Source organism: Candidatus Eisenbacteria bacterium (assembly GCA_016930695.1).
Classification (GTDB): domain Bacteria; phylum Orphanbacterota; class Orphanbacteria; order Orphanbacterales; family Orphanbacteraceae; genus JAFGGD01.
In genome coordinates this window covers 1-16973 of the sequence record JAFGGD010000008.1, presented here as the reverse complement: position 1 = coordinate 16973, position 16973 = coordinate 1, and the positions used below count along the sequence as shown (strand labels likewise).

Sequence of the window (16973 nt, the reverse complement as noted above, 5' to 3'; positions counted from 1 at the left end):
TCGTTCCCGGGCCCGGTCGCGTCTTGGCGCGGCGTTCGTCGGCGCCTATACCCGTTTCCGGGCCCGCGCGATCAGCTCCTCGAACGCCGCATAGAGCGAAGGAATCAGGATGAGCGTGAAGAGGGCGCTTACCAGCACGCCGCCGATCGTCGTCAGCGCCATGGCGACGCGGATCTCCGATCCCTGTCCCGTGCCGAGCGCTTGGGGGATCATACCGATGGCGGTCGCCAGGTTGGTCATGATCACCGCCCGAAGCCTGACCGGGCACCCCTCCAGGATCGCCTCGTGCAGGCCGAGCCCCCTTCCACGCAACTGTTTCACGTAGTCGATCAGGAGAATCGCGTTGTTCACCACGATCCCGATCAGCATCACCATCGCCATCAGGCTGAAAATGTTGATCGACTGGCCACCGAAAAAGATCCCGAAGGAAGCGCCCACCAGACCGAGCGGCAGCGTGAGCATGACCGTGATCGGGTGGGCGAAGGACTCGAGGATCATGGCGAGGACCACGTAGGTCAGGACGATCGCCAGAATCATCGCGGAAAAAAGAGCGGAGAAGGACTCCTCCTGGAATTCGTACATCCCGCCGAACACGATCTTGTAACCGGGCGGCAGATTCATGGCCTCGAATTGCGGCCGGGTCGTACGAACCAAATCGGAGATCGTCCCCTCCGCCAAATTCGCGGAAATGGTGATCCGTTTCTGCCGGTCCCGGTGCAGAATCTCCGCCTGACCGGTCCGGCGCTCGATCCGGCCGAGCTGGACGAGAGGCACTTCGCCTCCGCCGGTGGGGATGCGGATTTCCTCGAGGGTCGCCGGATCGTTCCGCGTTTCCTCGTCGAAATGCACGCGGATCGCGTATTCCTCTCCTCTCTCCCGGAACACCGCCTCGTCGTTCCCTTCGAAGGAGTTGCGGAGAAACATGGCGATCCGGCCGGTGGTGAGCCCCCGCCGGGCGATCTCCTCCCGATCCGGGATGAAGAGGAGCTCCTCCCCCCCTTCCCTCCAGCTGCTCTTCACGTCCACCGCGCCGGGAGCGGCGGCCACGATCTTCCGCACCCGCTCGGCGTACATGCGGAGCTTGTCGGTCTCGTCCCCCATCACCTCGATCTCCGCGTCCGACTCCACACGGCCGGTTTCACTCGCCGACCCCGCGACGACCACCTCCGCGCCGGGAAGCCCGGCGAGAAGAGGGCGGAGGGCGTTCACCAGCTCGTCCACCATCCTGTCCCGGTCCGACTTGTCGGCCAACTTCGCTTTCAGAATCGCTTCATCGACACCGCGATCGCTTCCGCCGATGGTGCTGATCACCGAGACCACCTCAGGGAGGGCGCGGATGATCTCCTCCGCCTCGGCGACGATCTCTTCCGTTTTCTCAAGCGAGGAACCCGCCGGTAGCTCGATCTCCACGTTCATGTACCCCTGATCCATTTCGGGCATGAACTCGCCGCCGGAGATCCCGAGGAGGAAGAAGCTCAAGGCGAGGAAAAGGAGCGCCGCGACGGAGAGGATCACCCGGTTCCGAACGCGCCGGAGACTCCAGTCGAGAAGAGAACGATAGGAGACCGAGAGACGGCTGATCCGGCGATCCAAATAGTGCGTACCGTTCACCGCGGCGGCGCCCGCGTCTCCACCGTGATCTTCCTCGCCCGCCTCCCCCGCGTCCATCCGGCCGGTGCGCTTCAGGAAGAAAGCGCAGAGCATCGGCGTCAGCGTGAAGGAGATGAGAAGCGAGAAGAAGGTGGCGAAGACGACGGTGAGGCCGAACTGGATGAAGATCCTGCCGATGATTCCCTGCATGAAGGCGATCGGGACGAAGACGACCACGTTGGTCGCCACCGAGGCGAGCACCGCCAAGGCGACCTGGTTCGTCCCGTCCACCGCCGCCTGCTTGGGATCCTTCCCCTTCCGTAGATGGCGGATCACGTTCTCCAACACCACGATGGCGTTGGTGACCAATATGCCGACCGAGACGCCGAGCGCGAGAAGGGAAACCACGTTCAGGCTGAACCCGGCGATCTGCATCAGAAGGAAGGTGGAGATGATCGTCGCGGGCATCACCACCGCCACGATCAGCGTGGCGCGCACGTTCCGGAGAAACACCCAGAGAAGGAGCGCGGTGAGGAGAATGCCGATCAGGATGTTGGTCGTCACGTCCCGCACCGACTCCTGGATGAACCGGGAATCGTCCGAGGCGTACTCGATGACGAACCCCGGGGGGAGTTCCGCCCGCAGGTCCCGCACCGCGTCGTAAACGCCGAGGGCGGCGCCGATGGTGTTCGCGCCGGAGCGCTTGATCACGTCCACCTGCACGGCCGGACTGCTCCGGAAACGGGCGACGGAGCGGGCCTCCTCGTATGTGTCCCGGATCCGGGCGATCTCGCCCAAGCGGATCGTGCCTCCCGCCGCGAGAGGAATTCGGATTCGGCCGATTTCGTCCACGCTCTCGAACTCGCCGAGGGTCCGGATGGTGTACTCCCGGTCGCGCTCGATGACGCGGCCGCCGGGGATGTTCACGTTCTCGGCGGCGATGAGGGCGGTCACCGTTCCGATGGAGATCTCGTAGCGCTCCAGCTTCCGCCGGTCCACCTCGACGCGGATCTCGCGCTCCTGGCCGCCGAAGATATCGATGGTGGCGACGCCGCTCACCTGGGAGAGACGATCCCGCATCGTCTCGTCCACCACCTTATAGGTGGCGTTCACGCCGAGGTCGCTCGTGACGGCCAGGGAGATGATCGGCGCCGCTCCGACCTCGAACTTCTCGACGACCGGCTTCTCCGCCCCGTTGGGCAGATCGTTCAGAATGCCGTCCACTTTGGCGCGCACGTCGTTCGCCGCCTCGTCGCCGCTCGCCTCCAAACGGAAACGCATGACGACGAGCGACACCCCTTCCCGTGAGATCGACTCCAGGAGATCGATGTCGGCGAGGGTGCTCACCTCGTCCTCGATCTTCTGCGTGAGTTGGGTCTCCACCTCCTCCGGACCCGCGCCGGGGTAGATCGTGGTGACGAGCACGAAAGGGAAGTCGGTGTTGGGGAAGAGTTCGACGGAGAGAAGGTTGTAGGAGTACGCGCCGAGCACCACAAGCCCCAGCGTGAGCATGGTCGTGAAGACCGGGCGTTTGACGGAAAAGGAGGCGATGTTCATCGGGCGGACCCCCTATCGTTCCGCGCCGAGGTAAGCCTCGGTCCGGTCCGCGTGAATCGCCGCCTTCACGCCGTCCCCGAGCTTGGTCTGCCCGGCGACGACCACCCGTTCGCCCGGACGGAGCCCCTCGGCGATCGCGACGAGATCGCCGTTCGACGCCCCCCGGCGGACATCGCGCAGTTCGGCGCGCGGATCCTCGCCCGTACCGGCGAGGACGAAGAGGCGCGCCGCGTGATCGTGCCGGAGAAGGGCGATCGCGGGAACCACCGGGAGGTCTTTCGAGGAATCGACGAGAATTTCCGGCGAAACGAGGGCGCCCGGCTTCAGGAGATGGTCCGGGTTCCGGATCTCCACCTCCACGCGGTAGAGACGGGTGCGCGGGTCGGCGCTGATCGCCGCCTTGACGACCTCTCCATCGAGTCGCGTCTCCCGCCCGCCGTCCGCCGAGCCCTTCAGAAAGAGTCGAACCGGCCGGCCCTTCTCGACGAGGGCACGTTCCGATTCGGACAACTCCAACGGAATCCGTATCCGGTCGTAGGAAGATATGGTGGCGAGCACCTGGCCGGCGGCGGCGTACTCGCCCGGCTCCATGTGGATCGCGGTGACCACGCCGGCGATCGGCGTGTCCAGCTCCACGGCCCGGCGAGCGGAGATCCAGGCGATGCGCGCCGCGTCGCAGGCGCTTCGGGTATGATCCAATTGCTGCTTGGAGATCGCCCCGGCGCGGAACAGCTCCTCCATCCGGCCGCTGTCGATGCGCGCCGTTTCATAGGCGCTTCGGGTGGTCTCCATGTTCATCTCCGCGCGGCCGGGGTCGAAACGGTCCAACGAGACGATCACCTTTCCGCGGGGAACCACGTCGCCCGTTTGGACGTGGACGGCGCTCACGCGGGTGCGGAAATCGGCGACCAGATCGGTCTGATCGAAGCCCTCCGCCGCGCCGGTGAAGACGCGCCAGTCCTCCACCGGAATCACGCGGGCCTCCACGACGTCGACCGGGATTCCCTCCGCCTGCTGAATCGCCTGGATGCTCTGCGTCTCCTTCTTTTCCAGCCTGCGCGCGGCGGTGATTGCGAAGAGGACGGCGATCGCCGCTCCGATCGCGATCCAGATGCCGATGCGTGCTCCTCGACTCATGATCGTCTACTCCCGCTCCGCGCGCCCGTCCCCGGCGGTCGATCCGTCGCCCTCCTCGAGAGAGCGGCCGATCGTCTTCTCCAGCCGGGCGAGCGCCACGTCGTAATCGTAAAGGGTTTTCGCGTAGTTCGTGCGGGCCGCGTCGAGGGCGGTTTCCGCGTCGGCCAGTTCCAGGCGCGTCGAGAGACCGTTCCGGAAGCGTGTCTCGGCGATCCGGTACGCCTCCTCGGCGAGCCCGACCGTGGCGGTCTCGGCCTCCCACGACTTACGGAGCGACTCCAGGTCCTTGACCGCCTTGGTCGTTTCGAGCCGAACCGCCTTCCGCGCTCCTTCCAGTTCATATTCGGCGCGCCGCAAGTCGGCGCGGGCCTGCATGACCTTCCCCTTGGTGCGGAAGCCGTCGAAGATCGGCATGGAGACGGCGATCCCCGCGGCGCTCGAGACGGCGCGGTGGTTCTCGTCGAACGGCTCGATGACGTCCCAACGATCCGCCTGACCCTGCAGGGCGATTTGCCCGTAGAGGCCGAGGATGGGGAGCCTCTCCGCCTTCCGGATCGAGAGAACGCGCCGCTGCCCCTCCACGTTCTTCTCCAGCGCCAGAATCTCCGGCCGCCGGGCGAGTGCGTCCCGCACCGCCTCTTCCTCGCCGATCGCGAAAGGACGATAGAAAAGCGTGTCCGTCAGGATCGGGTCCGGATCGCCGTCCAAGCCGACGACCCTCTTCAGGTCCTGCATCGCCAGGGCGAGGTCGTTTTCGGCGGCGATCCTCTCCGGCAGGCGGTTCTTCACCTCCACCTCGGTCCGCAACAGATCGAAACGGGATGCCGTCCCCTGATCGTGTTTGCGCCTCGTCTCCTCCAGCTGCGACTTCGCCTGCTCCAAGGATCGTTCTCGTATCGAAAGGACCTCCCGCGCGAGGAGCACGCCGTAATACGCGCTTCGCGCCTCCAGGACCACCGCCGCCCGCGCCCGCTCCACGCCGAGCCCGGCGATCCTCTCGTAGACCTCGGCGTAGCGGATCGCGTTCCCGACCCGGCCGAAAGCATAGAGAACCTGGTCGAGACGAAGCCGTCCTTCCACCTCGAGATCGGACCCGATCTCCAGTTTCCCGCCGCCGAACTCCTCGGGCGCGAAGAAAGCGGGGAGCTGGAAGTTGTTCTGATAGGTTCCTTCCACGGAGAGGTTCGGTAACGCGCCCGCCCACGCCTCCTTGACGACTCCCGCCGCCTTGCTCGCGTCCTCCCGCGCCATGAGAAACGTCTCGTTCCTTTCCACCGCGAGGGCGACCGCCCGGTCCGCCGTGAGGCGGAGCGGTTCCGCGGAGACGGCCGGACCGGGCGCGACGACCGAACCCGCCAGGAAGCAGAAGCAGAGAAGAGGGGCGGCCGCCGCGGCCCGGAAAGGAACCGCTCCGTCGCTTTTATGACCACACTGTTTCATCACTTGTCGTCGTCCTTATCGGGGGCGAATGCTCGAAAGAAGTACTTCTCCACGAAAGCCGGATAGGCGGACCAGTCTTTTTCCACCCGATCGTGATAGATATCTTCATGTATAAATCCCCAGAGGAGCGCCCCGAAGGTGCGGGTCACCCACTGCGGGTCTTCGTCGCACAAAATCCCCTTGCGGATCGCCTGCTCGAAGATGCGGTTCATGTCCCCGAACATCTTTTCGTCCTGCTTCCGCATCCGGGGACCGTACACCTTATGATTCATGGTCAGCACCATCATCTCCCGTACGTAGCTCATGGCGATGGTCGGGTTCTCCGCGAGAAACCCGAACATGTCGTGGATGAAGCCGGAGACTTTTTCTCTCTCCGTCCCTTCCCCCTCCAGGCGCCGGCGGACCAGATCGCCGATCTCCTCCATCTTGCCCAGAATCAAATCGCCGTAAATCTCTTCCTTCCCGGGAAAAAGCTTATACAGGTAGCCGACGCTGAACTCCGCCTCGGCGGCGATCTCCTGGACGGTGATCTCACCGAAACTCTTCTTCCCGAGGAGACGCTCCGCCGCGGCGAAGACATCCCGCCGGTGCATCTCCTTCTCCCGCTCCTTGCGGGGGAGACGGGCTTCCTCCCCGCCGCCGCCGGAGTCGCCGGAGGACCTTTCCGCCGGAATCTCCATCGCCTCGGAACCGAACCCGGCCATCTCGATCTCCTCTCTCCGACAGGCAAGGAACGGCCGTTCAGGGGAGAAACGCCGTTCCGTGCCGTGAATTCATATTCACAGACTACTCCGTGGAATGCTGTTTGTCAATATGAATTTGCATTCACAATATGATTTATCGTTCAACCCGGAGCCCCGCTTGACTGGTTTTTCTATCTCTATGTATGACAACGTCTTTCCGCCTCCCCACAAATCATGTTTTCCCGCCCCCTTTCCGTGTATGCTGGGCGGGATGTATCCTCTTGGTCCCTTTCCGAAGGGGAGGCGGCACTATATGGAAGAAAAGAAGGAGTTCCGCATCGAAAGGGACTCTCTCGGCGAAGTGGAGGTGCCCGCCGGGGCGCTCTATGGAGCGCAGACCGCCCGGGCGGTCCGCAACTTCCCCGTCTCGGGTCTCCGTCCATGGCCTGCGTTCATTCGGTCCATGGCGGCGATCAAGGGGGCGGCGGCGGAGGTCAATCGGGACCTGGGTCTCCTGGACGGCGAGCGCGCCGAGGCGATCGCTCATGCCGCCCGGGAAGTCATGGAAGGCCGCTGGGACGATCAGTTCGTGGTCGATCCCTTCCAAGCCGGCGCCGGCACGAGCCACAACATGAATGTGAACGAGGTGATCGCCAATCGGGCGGCCCTTCTCCTCGGCGCCGGCCTCGGCGAGTACCGGGTCCACCCGAACGATCACGTCAACATGTCCCAATCGACGAACGACACGGTCCCCGCGGCGATCCGCATCGGCTGTCTGCTGCGGCTGGAGGAGCTGGTCGGCGCGGGGAACGACCTCGCCGCGGCGCTCCGCGAGAAAGCGGAGGAGTTCGACGACGTGGTGAAGTCGGGGAGAACCCACCTGCAGGACGCGGTGCCGGTCCGCCTGGGGCAGGAGTTCGGCGCCTATGCGCGCGCGGTGGAGCGGGACGGCGCGCGGATCGTCGCCGCCGCCGAATCTCTCCGGCGAATCGGTATCGGAGGGACCGCCGCGGGGTCCGGTTTGAACGCCCACGCCGAGTACCACGAGAGGATGGTCGCCCGCCTCGCCGAATGGACCGGCCTGGATCTCGAGGGCTCCGACGATCTCTTCGAGTCGATGCAGTCCATGGCGGACGGCGTCCACTTCTCCGCCTCCCTCCGCACCCTGGCGCTCACGCTCATCCGGATCGCCAACGATTTGCGGCTCCTCGCGTCGGGTCCTTCCACCGGCCTCGCCGAGATCCGGCTTCCGGCGGTGCAACCCGGATCGAGCATCATGCCCGGTAAGGTGAACCCGGTCCTCGCGGAAATGCTCGACATGGCGATGTTTCATGTCGTAGGGCTGGATTGCGCCGTCGCCCTCGCCTCTCAGTCGGGCCAGCTCGAGCTGAACGTGATGATGCCGGTGATTGCGCACGACCTCTTCGAAATGATGCAGGTGACGATCGGCGCGGTGCGCGCCTTCACCGACCGGTGCGTTCGGGGTATCGAGGCGGACCGGGAGCGCGCCGCACAATGGCTCGACCGAAACGCGATCGTCGTCACCGCGCTGAATCCGCTGATCGGATACTCCCGAGGCGCCGAGCTGGTGAAGGAGGCCGCCGCCCGCGGCGTGACGGTACGGGAAGCGGCGCTGGAGGCGGCCCGCGCCGGCTCGCTCGCCCGCAGGGAAGGGGGAAGGCCGGTCACGGAGAAAGAAGTGGAACGTGCGCTCGGCGACCTCCGGCGCCTCACCGAAGGCGGATTGATCTAGATGCGTTCCTCCGCGCCGAAAGAAGGGGCGCGCCCCCTTCTTCTCCCGAAGCGCGTCCGGGACGCCCTCATCCGCGAAGCGGAGCGGAGCGATCCGAGGGAATGCTGCGGTTTTCTGGTCGGATGGACGGGGCCGTCCGGACGCACGGTCGCCGCGATCCGGCCGGAGAGAAACCGGGAGGAGGGGCCGCGCGCCGCGCGCCGCTTTCTGATTCCCGCGGAAGCGTTCTGGAGAGAGCGCCTCCGCGCCGACCGCGCCGGACTCGCGATCCTCGGCTTCTATCACTCCCACCCGGAAAGCCCGGCCCTTCCCTCCGCCGCGGACGGCCGCCGCGCCTGGCCCGGCCGCTCCACACTGATCATCGGCGCGGACCGCTCGATCCGGTCCTGGCTCCCGCGACCCGAAGGAGGCTTCGACGAGGAACCGATCGAGTCGACGGACGCCGACGCGCCCCCTCCATGCGCGGCACGCTTCGACCCGTCCCCTTCCGCGTTTCTCGGCGCGATCGCCGGCGCCGCCCCGGAACGGGAAGAAGAACGCTTTACCGGCGAAGAAAAAACCCGCTACGCGCGCCATCTGGTCCTGCCCGAGATCGGCCCGGAGGGACAGGCGCGTCTCCGCCGCTCGCGGGTTCTCGTGGTCGGCGCGGGCGGACTCGGTTCGCCGGCGCTCCTCTACCTCGCCGCCGCGGGGGTCGGCCGGCTCGGCGTCGCCGATCCGGACACCGTCGACCTCACCAACCTGCAACGCCAGATCCTCCACGACACGCCGGGGATCGACCGCCCGAAGACGGCCTCCGCGGCGGAGAGGCTCCGGGCGCTCAACCCGAACACGGAGGTGATCGAACACGAGAGGCCGATCCTTCCGGAAAACGCTCTCGACATCCTCGGCGGGTACGATCTCGTCGTGGACGGAACCGACAACCTCCCGAGTCGTTACCTTCTCGCCGACGCCTGCGGAATCCTCGGCCTTCCGATGGCGCACGGAAGCGTGGATCGCTTCGGCGGCCAGGTTTCCCTCTTCCCGAGCCGGGGAGGACCCTGCTACCGTTGCCTCTACCCGGAACCACCCCCTCCCGGCGTTCCGGCGCCTCCGCCGATGGCGGGCGTCTTCGCCCCGCTCCCCGGCGTGGTCGGCGCCCTCCTCGCTTCGGAAGCGCTCAAAACGTTGCTCGGCGCGGGGGATCCGCTCGCCGGCCGCCTCCTTCTCGTCGATCTGCTCCGTCCCCGCTTCCGGATCATCGAGGTTCCGAGGGACCCGGGCTGCCCGCTCTGCGGCGAGCGCCCATCGATCCGCGCCCTCGACCGGAGCCTCTACCGGGACGCCGGCTGCTTCCCCGGCGAGGAGGACGCGGCCTGCCTCGAACGGGCGGACCGCCGGGCTTTCGCCCCCATGCTCGCCCGCGCCGGCCTTCCGCCCCTGCAAAACGGCGAATCGCTACCCGCGATCGAAACCATGACGCCTCAAATACTTCGCGGACGGCTCGACCGGGGCGATCCGATCCTCCTCCTCGACGTGCGGCGGCCCGCCGAGGCGCGCATCGTCCGCATCGAAGGCTCCCGCCTCCTCCCCATCGAGGAGTTGCCGGAGCGGACCGCCGAACTCGACCGCGACGCAGAGATCGTCTGTATCTGCCGCGTGGGGATACGGGCCGCCCGCGCGGCGATGCTCCTCCTCCGCCTCGGTTTCCCGCGGATCGTCAACCTGGAGGGAGGGATACTCGCGTGGATCGAGGAGACGGACCCGGGACTCCCCCGCTACTGACGATCGCGTCCACCGCTTGCCCGGGGCGCCGCCGCCCGATAGAATCGGCGCGGACCGCGGCTACGGCGGAAACCGCGACGGAGGAACGGCCATGCGCACTTTCGTGGAACTACGGATCGACGACCCGGATCTTCTGATCGGCTTGGTGGAGGCGGAAGGGATTCGCGTAGGCGAATCAAGCGATGACCTGCGCCGCGAGATGGAGGAGCTCGTTCGGCGACGCCGCGGGGAGGAGTTCCCCCCGCCGGAGCGAAAAAGGGCGATCCGGAACATGCTCCGCCGGGGCGGCTTCCGTCCCGCCGGCCGAAACAAACCGGCCAGCGAATATCTGGCCGGGCGCGCCGCGGCCGACGACTTCCCCTTCCACGCCAACGTGGTCGACATCGGCAATCACATCTCCCTCTTCACCGGGCTCCCCGTCTCGGTGCTCGACGCCGACCGCTCCCTCGGCGAGGCCTCCGGTCTGGAGATCCGTCTCGGCCGCGCGAAGGAGTCCTATGTCTTCAACCCGGCGGGCCAGGAGATCGACCTGACCGGTCTCGTCTGCGTCGCCCGCGCCGGAGGGCCGGCCCTCGGCAATCCGGTGAAGGACTCGATGGACGCCAAGGTGGTCCCCGGGACGACCCGCGTGATCGCCGCGGTCTACGCCGATCGAACCACCGCGGATCGGGAGGAGCTGCGGGAGATCCTGGGCCGTTTCGCCGCGATGCTGGAGCGCCACGCCGGCGCCGAGGGGACAGCCGCGGCCATCCTCGCCAACGAGTGAAAAAACCCTTGAATCCCTTGCCTATCGGCCGATATTCCGAATAGAATGGAATCGCATCCCGAGAGGCGAGAAGGCCTTTTGATCTCGCCCGGCAACCGGCTGCGACGTCACGGTGCCCAGGCCAGCCCGACCGGGAACGATGCGGCTTCGAGCGATCGGACCGTTTCGAGGTAATCGTCGTCCCGCCAGGAAGAGGGTCCCGCCACGCCGGCGCGGGTCGTTTCCCGCCGGAGGAGGACCGGGACCTCCGGACCGGACCCACCGTCCGGTTTCGGACCCCATCGACCGGTCATCGGGCGAAGCTTCGGGCTCCATGCGTAAACGCCGCCCCTCGGCGTACCCCGCCTCGGCGGAACCGCGGAACGACGGGACCCGCCGGGCTCGCATATTGGAGGACCTCAGAATGGCGTATGTTTTCACCTCGGAATCCATCACCGAAGGGCACCCGGACAAGGTCTGCGATTTGATCAGCGACTCGATCCTGGACGCTTACCTGGAACAGGACCGGCAGAGCCGAGTCGCCTGTGAGACGATGGCGAAAGGGAACGCGGTCGTCCTGGGCGGCGAGATCACTTCGCGCGGAAAAATCGACCTGGACCGGGTGGTCCGCGACGCGATCCGCTCCGTCGGCTATGTCTGTCCCGACGAGCCCTTCTGCGCGGACTCGGTGGAGATCCACCGTTTCCTCTCCAAGCAGTCGCCGGAGATCTCCCGCAAAGTGGACCAGGAGAGCGGCGAGCAGGGCGCCGGCGACCAGGGTCTCATGTTCGGTTTCGCCGCCCGCGAAACGGAGACGCTGATGCCCCTTCCGATCCACCTCGCCCATCGCCTCTCGGAGGGGCTGGCGGAGGACCGCAAGAGCGGCCGCGCCCCCTTCCTCCGGCCGGACGGCAAGACGCAGGTCTCGGTGCTCTATGATGGAAACACCCCGATGCGGTTGTCCACGGTGGTGGTCTCCACGCAGCACGAAGCCGCCGCGACGCCGGCGAAGATCGAGGAGTACGTCATGGACGGGCTTCTCCCGCGCGTGCTGGGCGATTGGCATCGCGACGACATGACCGTGCACGTCAACCCGGGCGGCAGCTTCGTGGAGGGAGGTCCCTCGGCGGACTGCGGGCTGACGGGCCGGAAAATCATCGCCGACACCTACGGCGGGATGGGCCGCCACGGCGGAGGCGCCTTCAGCGGGAAGGACCCCTCCAAGGTGGACCGGAGCGCCGCCTATTTCTGCCGCTACGTGGCGCGTCGCGTCGTGGAGGAGGGGCTGGCGGATCGGGCGGAGATCCAGGTCGCCTACGCGATCGGTGGAAACCGGCCCGTGTCCGTCAAGGTGGACACCTTCGGCACCGGCGACGAGAAGAGGGCCGAGGACTTCGTCTGCGGGTTCGACTTCTCCCCGCGCGCGATCGTCGATCAACTCGGACTGCTCCAGCCGATCTTCAAGAGCACCGTGAACTACGGACATTTCGGCCGGCCCGGCTTCACATGGGAGGGGGCGCCGGTCCCCTCTTCCGCCGGGGCGGAAAAGCGCTGAGCGTTCTTACACAAACGGACGAAGAATGAAAAGGCGGCCCCCGCGGGGACCGCCTTTTTTCATCGATCACCGCTTCCGAGACGCCCCGATCCCCATAAAAAACCCCGGAGCCGTCGCGCGGCTTCGGGGCGGCAAAACACCGAATCGGCTACGCCCCGGCGGGCGCCTTTTCGTTCGCGAAGAGATCGAGGATCGCTTCGGGGATCCGGGCCAGGTGTTCCACCCGGTCCGCGGCGCCGGCCTCGATCGCCGCCTTGGGCATGCCGAAGACGACGCAGCTCACCTCGTTCTGGGCGATGGTCCGCGCGCCCGCTTCCTTCATCTCGAGAAGGCCCTGGGCGCCGTCGTTCCCCATGCCGGTCAGAATCACGCCGACAGCGTTTCGCCCGGCGTTGCGCGCAACGGAACGGAACATCACGTCCACCGAGGGACGCTGGTTCTTCACGCGCGGGCCGTCCTTGACCTCCACGTAGTAGCGGGCGCCGGAGCGGCGGAGCAACATGTGTTTGTTGCCGGGGGCGATCAGCACCGTGCCCGACGCCACCGAGTCGCCGTCCTCGGCCTCGCGGACGTTGAGATCCATGAGACCGTTCAGCCGGTCCGCGAAGGATTTGGTGAAGAGCTGCGGCATGTGCTGCGTGACCACCGTGCCGGGGAGGTTGGCGGGGAGCTTCTTCAGGATCGCCTCCAACGCCACCGTGCCCCCCGTGGAGGAGCCGATGGCGAGGATCTGGTGGGTGGTCTTCGCCAGCGCGGGCAGCGCCTTCATGTGGCTCCCCTCGCCGGTTCCCTCCACGATGCGGCGCACGTTCGCCCGCGCCGCTCCCTTCAGCTTCTCCGCCAGCTCCATCGTCATGTCGCCCACGGTGTAGGCGGCGCCCGGCTTGCAGAGCACCTCCACCGCTCCGGCCTGGATGGCCTCCAGAGCCATCACGCCCCCCCTCTCGGTGAGGGAGGAGACGATCACGGCCGGGATCGGATGGTGGCGCATCAACTTTCGGAGAAAGGTCATGCCGTCCATCCGGGGCATCTCGATGTCCAGGGTGATTACGTCCGGCTTTTTTTCGAGGATCATGTCCCGCGCGACGAAGGGATCCGGCGCGGTCCCCACCACCTCGATCTCCGGGTCCTTGGACAGCTCGCTCTCGAAGATCCGGCGGACCACCGCCGAGTCGTCGACGATAAGGACTTTGACCACGTCGTCCTCCTCCGTGGGCGGCTCAGTCGGCTTCAACGGACAGATCGAGCCTGGCCTCTTCTTCGGTGATGAGAGCCCCGCTCCAAGAGGCGCGCGCGCGCCTCTCCTCGTGCTCTTCACGGCTCACCACGGCCGCGTCGGGGATACCGAGACTACAGATCGCGTCGGCGCCGAACCACTCGCTCATCAGCACGCCGCCGATCATGTTCAGCAGTTCCTTGAGGCCGTCGCGCCCCTTGTCCGCCGCGTCGGGATCGTCCGGCTCGATGCCGAGAAGATTCGCCGCGAGATCGATGCTGAAGGCGGGAGTGGCGGCAAACACGAGCCGTCCCGAGTCTCGGTCCGGGTCCGGGCCGCCGAAGGCGAGGGTGGTCTCCAGCACGTCGCCGGCGGGGAAGGAGCCGTCGTCGACCGGTTCGGTGAAGACGAAGGATGCCTCCTCCAGCACCCGCGCCGTCACCTCGCGCAACGTATCGAGAGAGAGTTCAGCTTTCATCGGAACCTCCGCCGACGCCGTCCAGGACATCCTTGACCACGTCCGTGAAACACTCCGGGCGGAAAGGTTTTTTAATATAGGCGCGGATGCCCCGCTCCTTCAGTTCCTCGATCCGCTTCTCGCTGTGCTCGGAGGACACGATCACCACGGGAATGCTGACCAGCAGGTTGTCCTCGGACATCTTCTCCACCATCTCCACGCCGCTCATCTCGGGCATGTTCAGGTCGGCGAAGACGATATCCACCCATTCCTTGCCGAGCACATCGAGAGCCTGTTTACCGTTTTCCGCCTCGTAGATCTCCCGCACGTCCATTCCGGACATGGAGATCGTTTTCTTGACCATCGTGCGGACGATCCGGGAATCGTCCACCACGAGAATGCTGTAACTCATCCCACTCCCCCTGCGCATTTCGAGAAGAGCTCGGTCATCCCGTAAATCTGACCGATCGTTTCGCTCGCCGTGAATTCCAACCTCCGGACATTGACCCCCAGGCGTTCGATGGCGCTCGGGAGAATCGTCCGCGCCAGCTCCCCACGGTCGGCGCCCAGGCCGAGTGAGTGAGCGAGTCCGTCGGCGACATGCACCAGATCCACCAGGTTTCGGTCCACATTCTCCGGAGCCTCGCCCGGATTGTGGTGCCAACGCGCCGCCCAGGAAACGGGACCGGGCAGATTCCAATGCTCGGCGAGGTCGGAGCCGACATCGGCGTGATCCATCCCGAGCACGATTTTCTCCGCCGCCGCCAGATCGATGCTGTCGTCCAGCACGCGACCGAAGACCTCCTCGGAAGCGTCCACGAGGAACGATCCGATCGCCAGCTTGCCCATGTCGTGGAGCAGACCGGCTGTGAAGATGAGGTCGGGCGCTTTCCGTCCCAGCTCTTCGGCAAGACGCTCCGCGAGGACGGCGACACCGACGCAGTGGAGCCAGAAGTGCGTCGCGTCGATCTCGTAACCCGGCACGGTCGCCGGGAGCATCCTCGAGAAGGTGACGCTGGACGCCACTTCGTAGACGCGCTTGATTCCGAGCAGGGTGATGGCCTGCCGGACCGAAGTCACCTCCCGGGAGAGACCGAAATAGGCCGAGTTGGCCATACGAAGAAGGTTTGCGGTCAGCGCCGGATCGGGGCGGATCACCGCCTCGAAGTCCGAGGCCCCGGCCTTCGGATCGTTGACGAGCGCGCTCAAACGTGCCGTGGACGCGGGAAGTGTGTGCAGGCTCTGGATCCGCTTCAGGATTTCTTCTTTCCCGATCACAGGTCCGCCTCCTTTCCCTGCGAACGTACGACGACACGTCCGGACCCCACGTGCAGCCGAACCGTGCGGGACTTCGCCCCGCCCACGTCCTCGGCGGCGATGATGATCTCGTTTTTCCAGAACATCTTACGGAGAACCGTGTAGTTCCTCTTGCCGATGTTAAAGGTCCCTTTGTCGTCGTAAAGGGCGCCTCCGCCGGCCACCTTGACCACCATGTCTTTTTTCTGACAACCCAGTTCGTACATTTTTTCGAACAGCAACGGTATACCCGTGTCGGCGAACATGGCCGGCTTGCTCTTCGCCTTGTCGGGCGAAGTGGCGGAAAGGGGAAGCATGTAGTGAATCATGCCCCCCGCGCCGCGAACCGGATCGTGCACCATCACGGCGATGCAGGAGCCGAGCGCGTAGGTGACGATCACCGCGCCCGGATCCGCGCTGACCTGGATGTCGGAGATATCCACCGTGATCTGGTTGGCGCTCTTCGATGCTTGTTCCTCGCGGTGTTCCCCCGAACACACCGGTCCGGTCGCTTCCTTTGTTGCGCTGTTCATGAAGCCCCCTGCAGTACCTCCGCATCCACGCTATTCCGAAAAACCGAAGACCTGATATACTTCAAGTGATTCTTCACCGTGCTCAGCGTCTCGGAATGTCCGATGCATAAAAGACCTCCCGGCGCGAGCAACCGCTCGATTTCCGAGACGAGCCGTTGTCGGACCGGTTGGTCGAAATAAATCATCACGTTGCGGCAGAAGACCACGTCCAGCGGCCCCTGCATCGGGAAGGGCGGATCGGCGAGATTGAGCCGCCGGAACACCACCCGCTCGCGGACCGCGGGCCGGATCCGGTAGGACTCCTCCTCCGAACCCCGCCGGCCGATCCTCTCGAAGTATTTGTGCCGGAAGGCTTTCGGAACACCCTCGAGCCGTCCCGCGGCGTACACTCCCTCCTCGGCGCGCGCGAGCATCCGGGTGGAGATATCGGTGGCGAGGATTCGGAAGTCCGCGGGAGCGCCCTCCAAGGCCTCCAGCACGGTGATCGCCATCGTGTACGGTTCCTCGCCGCTGGAGGACGCGGCGGACCAGAGACGGATCCGGCGACGCCCCTTTTCCAGGACGAGGCGCTTCACGTCCTCGGCCAACACATCGAAATGATCGGGCTCGCGAAAGAAGTTGGTGAAGTTGGTGGAGATCACGTCGAGAAAGAGAACCAGCTCCTCGCCGCTCTCGTCCCTCTCCATGTATTCGAGGTATTCCCGGGGATGATCGAGCCCGAGGGCGCGGAGCCGCTTCGCCACACGCGCCTGCACGAGCGATTCCTTCCCCTCTTTCAGATGGATGCCCGCCTTGTCGTGGGCGAGCTTGCAGAACTTTCGGAATAGGGCCTGATCCATTCTTTCGTTCCGCCGGTGCGGTGGGAATCCCGTGGGGATCCGCCATCGCCCTCCGTTCGTGCCGCCCGTTTTTCCGCGCCCCGGATCGGGGCGCGGAGGAACCGGCGACGGGGCGGCGAGCGGTTCGCCCGCCGCCCCACGCCTTCGTCTTCTTCTAGAAGTCGGCGAAATCGGGATCGCCTTGAAGAGGAATCAGCTCCTCTTCGGTGAGCGGAATCCCCGCCGCCGCTTTCTGCTCGCTCGTCATTTTCCGGGAGGCGCGCTTGGGACGGGGCGACGCCTTCTTCACGGTTTCCGCGGGCGAGGAAACGGCCGCGTTGGCGCGCCGGTTCAGCTGGAACCGTCCGACCATCGCCGCCAGCTCCTGCGACTGGCCCGCCAGCTCCTGAGCCGCGCTCGAGGACTCCT

16 protein-coding genes are annotated in these 16973 nt (G+C 65.8%); 4 read left to right on the top strand and 12 right to left on the bottom strand.

Translation table 11 applies throughout. From position 1 onward, the window contains the following. Positions 1-45: 45 nt before the first annotated feature. The 4 genes from JW958_00905 to JW958_00890 are packed head-to-tail and all read right to left on the bottom strand — an operon-like array spanning position 46 to position 6428. Positions 46-3147, bottom strand: a complete 3102-nt coding sequence (locus JW958_00905) for an efflux RND transporter permease subunit (protein ID MBN1824790.1) — start codon at positions 3145-3147, stop codon at positions 46-48. A 12-nt stretch (positions 3148-3159) separates the two neighbouring features. Further along, positions 3160-4284 carry an efflux RND transporter periplasmic adaptor subunit gene (locus tag JW958_00900; GenBank protein MBN1824789.1) on the bottom strand — a complete coding sequence of 375 codons (1125 nt, stop codon included), beginning with the start codon at positions 4282-4284 and terminating at the stop codon, positions 3160-3162. Positions 4285-4290: 6 nt separating this feature from the next. Then, positions 4291-5727, bottom strand: coding sequence for a TolC family protein (locus tag JW958_00895; protein ID MBN1824788.1), 1437 nt, complete (start codon positions 5725-5727; stop codon positions 4291-4293). Beyond that, entirely contained in the window at positions 5724-6428 is a 705-nt protein-coding gene (locus tag JW958_00890; GenBank protein ID MBN1824787.1) for a TetR/AcrR family transcriptional regulator, read from the bottom strand. Before JW958_00890 ends, JW958_00895 begins: the two co-directional genes overlap by 4 nt. 292 nt (positions 6429-6720) lie before the next feature. On the opposite strand from JW958_00890, the gene JW958_00885 reads away from it, so the two are divergent. The 3 genes from JW958_00885 (at position 6721) to JW958_00875 (ending at position 10690) form a co-directional block, all read left to right on the top strand. Further along, positions 6721-8160: an aspartate ammonia-lyase gene (locus JW958_00885; protein MBN1824786.1), complete on the top strand. Its 1440-nt coding sequence runs from the start codon at positions 6721-6723 to the stop codon at positions 8158-8160. Next, on the top strand, positions 8161-9924 hold the full coding sequence (locus JW958_00880) for a ThiF family adenylyltransferase (protein MBN1824785.1): 1764 nt from the start codon (positions 8161-8163) through the stop codon (positions 9922-9924). Between the two features lie 91 nt (positions 9925-10015). Continuing rightward, positions 10016-10690, top strand: coding sequence for a hypothetical protein (locus JW958_00875; GenBank protein ID MBN1824784.1), 675 nt, complete (start codon positions 10016-10018; stop codon positions 10688-10690). 107 nt (positions 10691-10797) lie between these two features. Here the strand turns inward: JW958_00875 and JW958_00870 are convergent, their stop codons facing one another. Further along, entirely contained in the window at positions 10798-10983 is a 186-nt protein-coding gene (locus tag JW958_00870; GenBank protein MBN1824783.1) for a hypothetical protein, read from the bottom strand. A 20-nt stretch (positions 10984-11003) separates the two neighbouring features. Between JW958_00870 and JW958_00865 the strand changes: the two genes are divergently transcribed. Beyond that, positions 11004-12224 (top strand): methionine adenosyltransferase, encoded by a 1221-nt coding sequence (locus tag JW958_00865; protein MBN1824782.1) that lies wholly within the window; start codon positions 11004-11006, stop codon positions 12222-12224. Positions 12225-12372: 148 nt separating this feature from the next. On the opposite strand, the gene JW958_00860 is transcribed toward JW958_00865, so the two are convergent. From JW958_00860 to JW958_00830, 7 genes are all read right to left on the bottom strand, one after another. Then, positions 12373-13422 (bottom strand): chemotaxis response regulator protein-glutamate methylesterase, encoded by a 1050-nt coding sequence (locus JW958_00860; protein MBN1824781.1) that lies wholly within the window; start codon positions 13420-13422, stop codon positions 12373-12375. Between the two features lie 22 nt (positions 13423-13444). Continuing rightward, the gene (locus tag JW958_00855) at positions 13445-13918 is read right to left on the bottom strand and encodes a hypothetical protein (protein ID MBN1824780.1); all 474 of its coding nucleotides are present in this window, start codon (positions 13916-13918) and stop codon (positions 13445-13447) included. After that, the gene (locus tag JW958_00850) at positions 13908-14309 is read right to left on the bottom strand and encodes a response regulator (GenBank protein ID MBN1824779.1); all 402 of its coding nucleotides are present in this window, start codon (positions 14307-14309) and stop codon (positions 13908-13910) included. Before JW958_00850 ends, JW958_00855 begins: the two co-directional genes overlap by 11 nt. Continuing rightward, the gene (locus JW958_00845) at positions 14306-15175 is read right to left on the bottom strand and encodes an HDOD domain-containing protein (protein ID MBN1824778.1); all 870 of its coding nucleotides are present in this window, start codon (positions 15173-15175) and stop codon (positions 14306-14308) included. Before JW958_00845 ends, JW958_00850 begins: the two co-directional genes overlap by 4 nt. Next, positions 15172-15726, bottom strand: a complete 555-nt coding sequence (locus JW958_00840; GenBank protein MBN1824777.1) for a chemotaxis protein CheD — start codon at positions 15724-15726, stop codon at positions 15172-15174. The genes JW958_00845 and JW958_00840 overlap by 4 nt, the downstream gene beginning before the upstream one ends. Further along, a complete protein-coding gene (locus tag JW958_00835) occupies positions 15723-16565 on the bottom strand; it encodes a protein-glutamate O-methyltransferase (GenBank protein ID MBN1824776.1) in 843 nt (280 codons plus the stop codon). Before JW958_00835 ends, JW958_00840 begins: the two co-directional genes overlap by 4 nt. Before the next feature lie 154 nt (positions 16566-16719). Beyond that, the coding region (locus JW958_00830) for a hypothetical protein (GenBank protein ID MBN1824775.1) at positions 16720-16973 on the bottom strand (254 nt) is incomplete at its 5' end.

Excerpts from the sequence above, each read along its gene's own strand:
- JW958_00865 (MBN1824782.1), top strand. The coding sequence starts at position 11,004 with ATGCGTAAACGCCGCCCCTCGGCGTACCCCGCCTCGGCGGAACCGCGG.
- JW958_00880 (MBN1824785.1), top strand. The coding sequence starts at position 8,161 with ATGCGTTCCTCCGCGCCGAAAGAAGGGGCGCGCCCCCTTCTTCTCCCG.
- JW958_00875 (MBN1824784.1), top strand. The coding sequence starts at position 10,016 with ATGCGCACTTTCGTGGAACTACGGATCGACGACCCGGATCTTCTGATC.
- JW958_00855 (MBN1824780.1), bottom strand. The coding sequence starts at position 13,918 with ATGAAAGCTGAACTCTCTCTCGATACGTTGCGCGAGGTGACGGCGCGG.
- JW958_00885 (MBN1824786.1), top strand. The coding sequence starts at position 6,721 with ATGGAAGAAAAGAAGGAGTTCCGCATCGAAAGGGACTCTCTCGGCGAA.
- JW958_00900 (MBN1824789.1), bottom strand. The coding sequence starts at position 4,284 with ATGAGTCGAGGAGCACGCATCGGCATCTGGATCGCGATCGGAGCGGCG.
- JW958_00840 (MBN1824777.1), bottom strand. The coding sequence starts at position 15,726 with ATGAACAGCGCAACAAAGGAAGCGACCGGACCGGTGTGTTCGGGGGAA.
- JW958_00850 (MBN1824779.1), bottom strand. The coding sequence starts at position 14,309 with ATGAGTTACAGCATTCTCGTGGTGGACGATTCCCGGATCGTCCGCACG.
- JW958_00870 (MBN1824783.1), bottom strand. The coding sequence starts at position 10,983 with ATGACCGGTCGATGGGGTCCGAAACCGGACGGTGGGTCCGGTCCGGAG.
- JW958_00835 (MBN1824776.1), bottom strand. The coding sequence starts at position 16,565 with ATGGATCAGGCCCTATTCCGAAAGTTCTGCAAGCTCGCCCACGACAAG.
- JW958_00905 (MBN1824790.1), bottom strand. The coding sequence starts at position 3,147 with ATGAACATCGCCTCCTTTTCCGTCAAACGCCCGGTCTTCACGACCATG.
- JW958_00890 (MBN1824787.1), bottom strand. The coding sequence starts at position 6,428 with ATGGCCGGGTTCGGTTCCGAGGCGATGGAGATTCCGGCGGAAAGGTCC.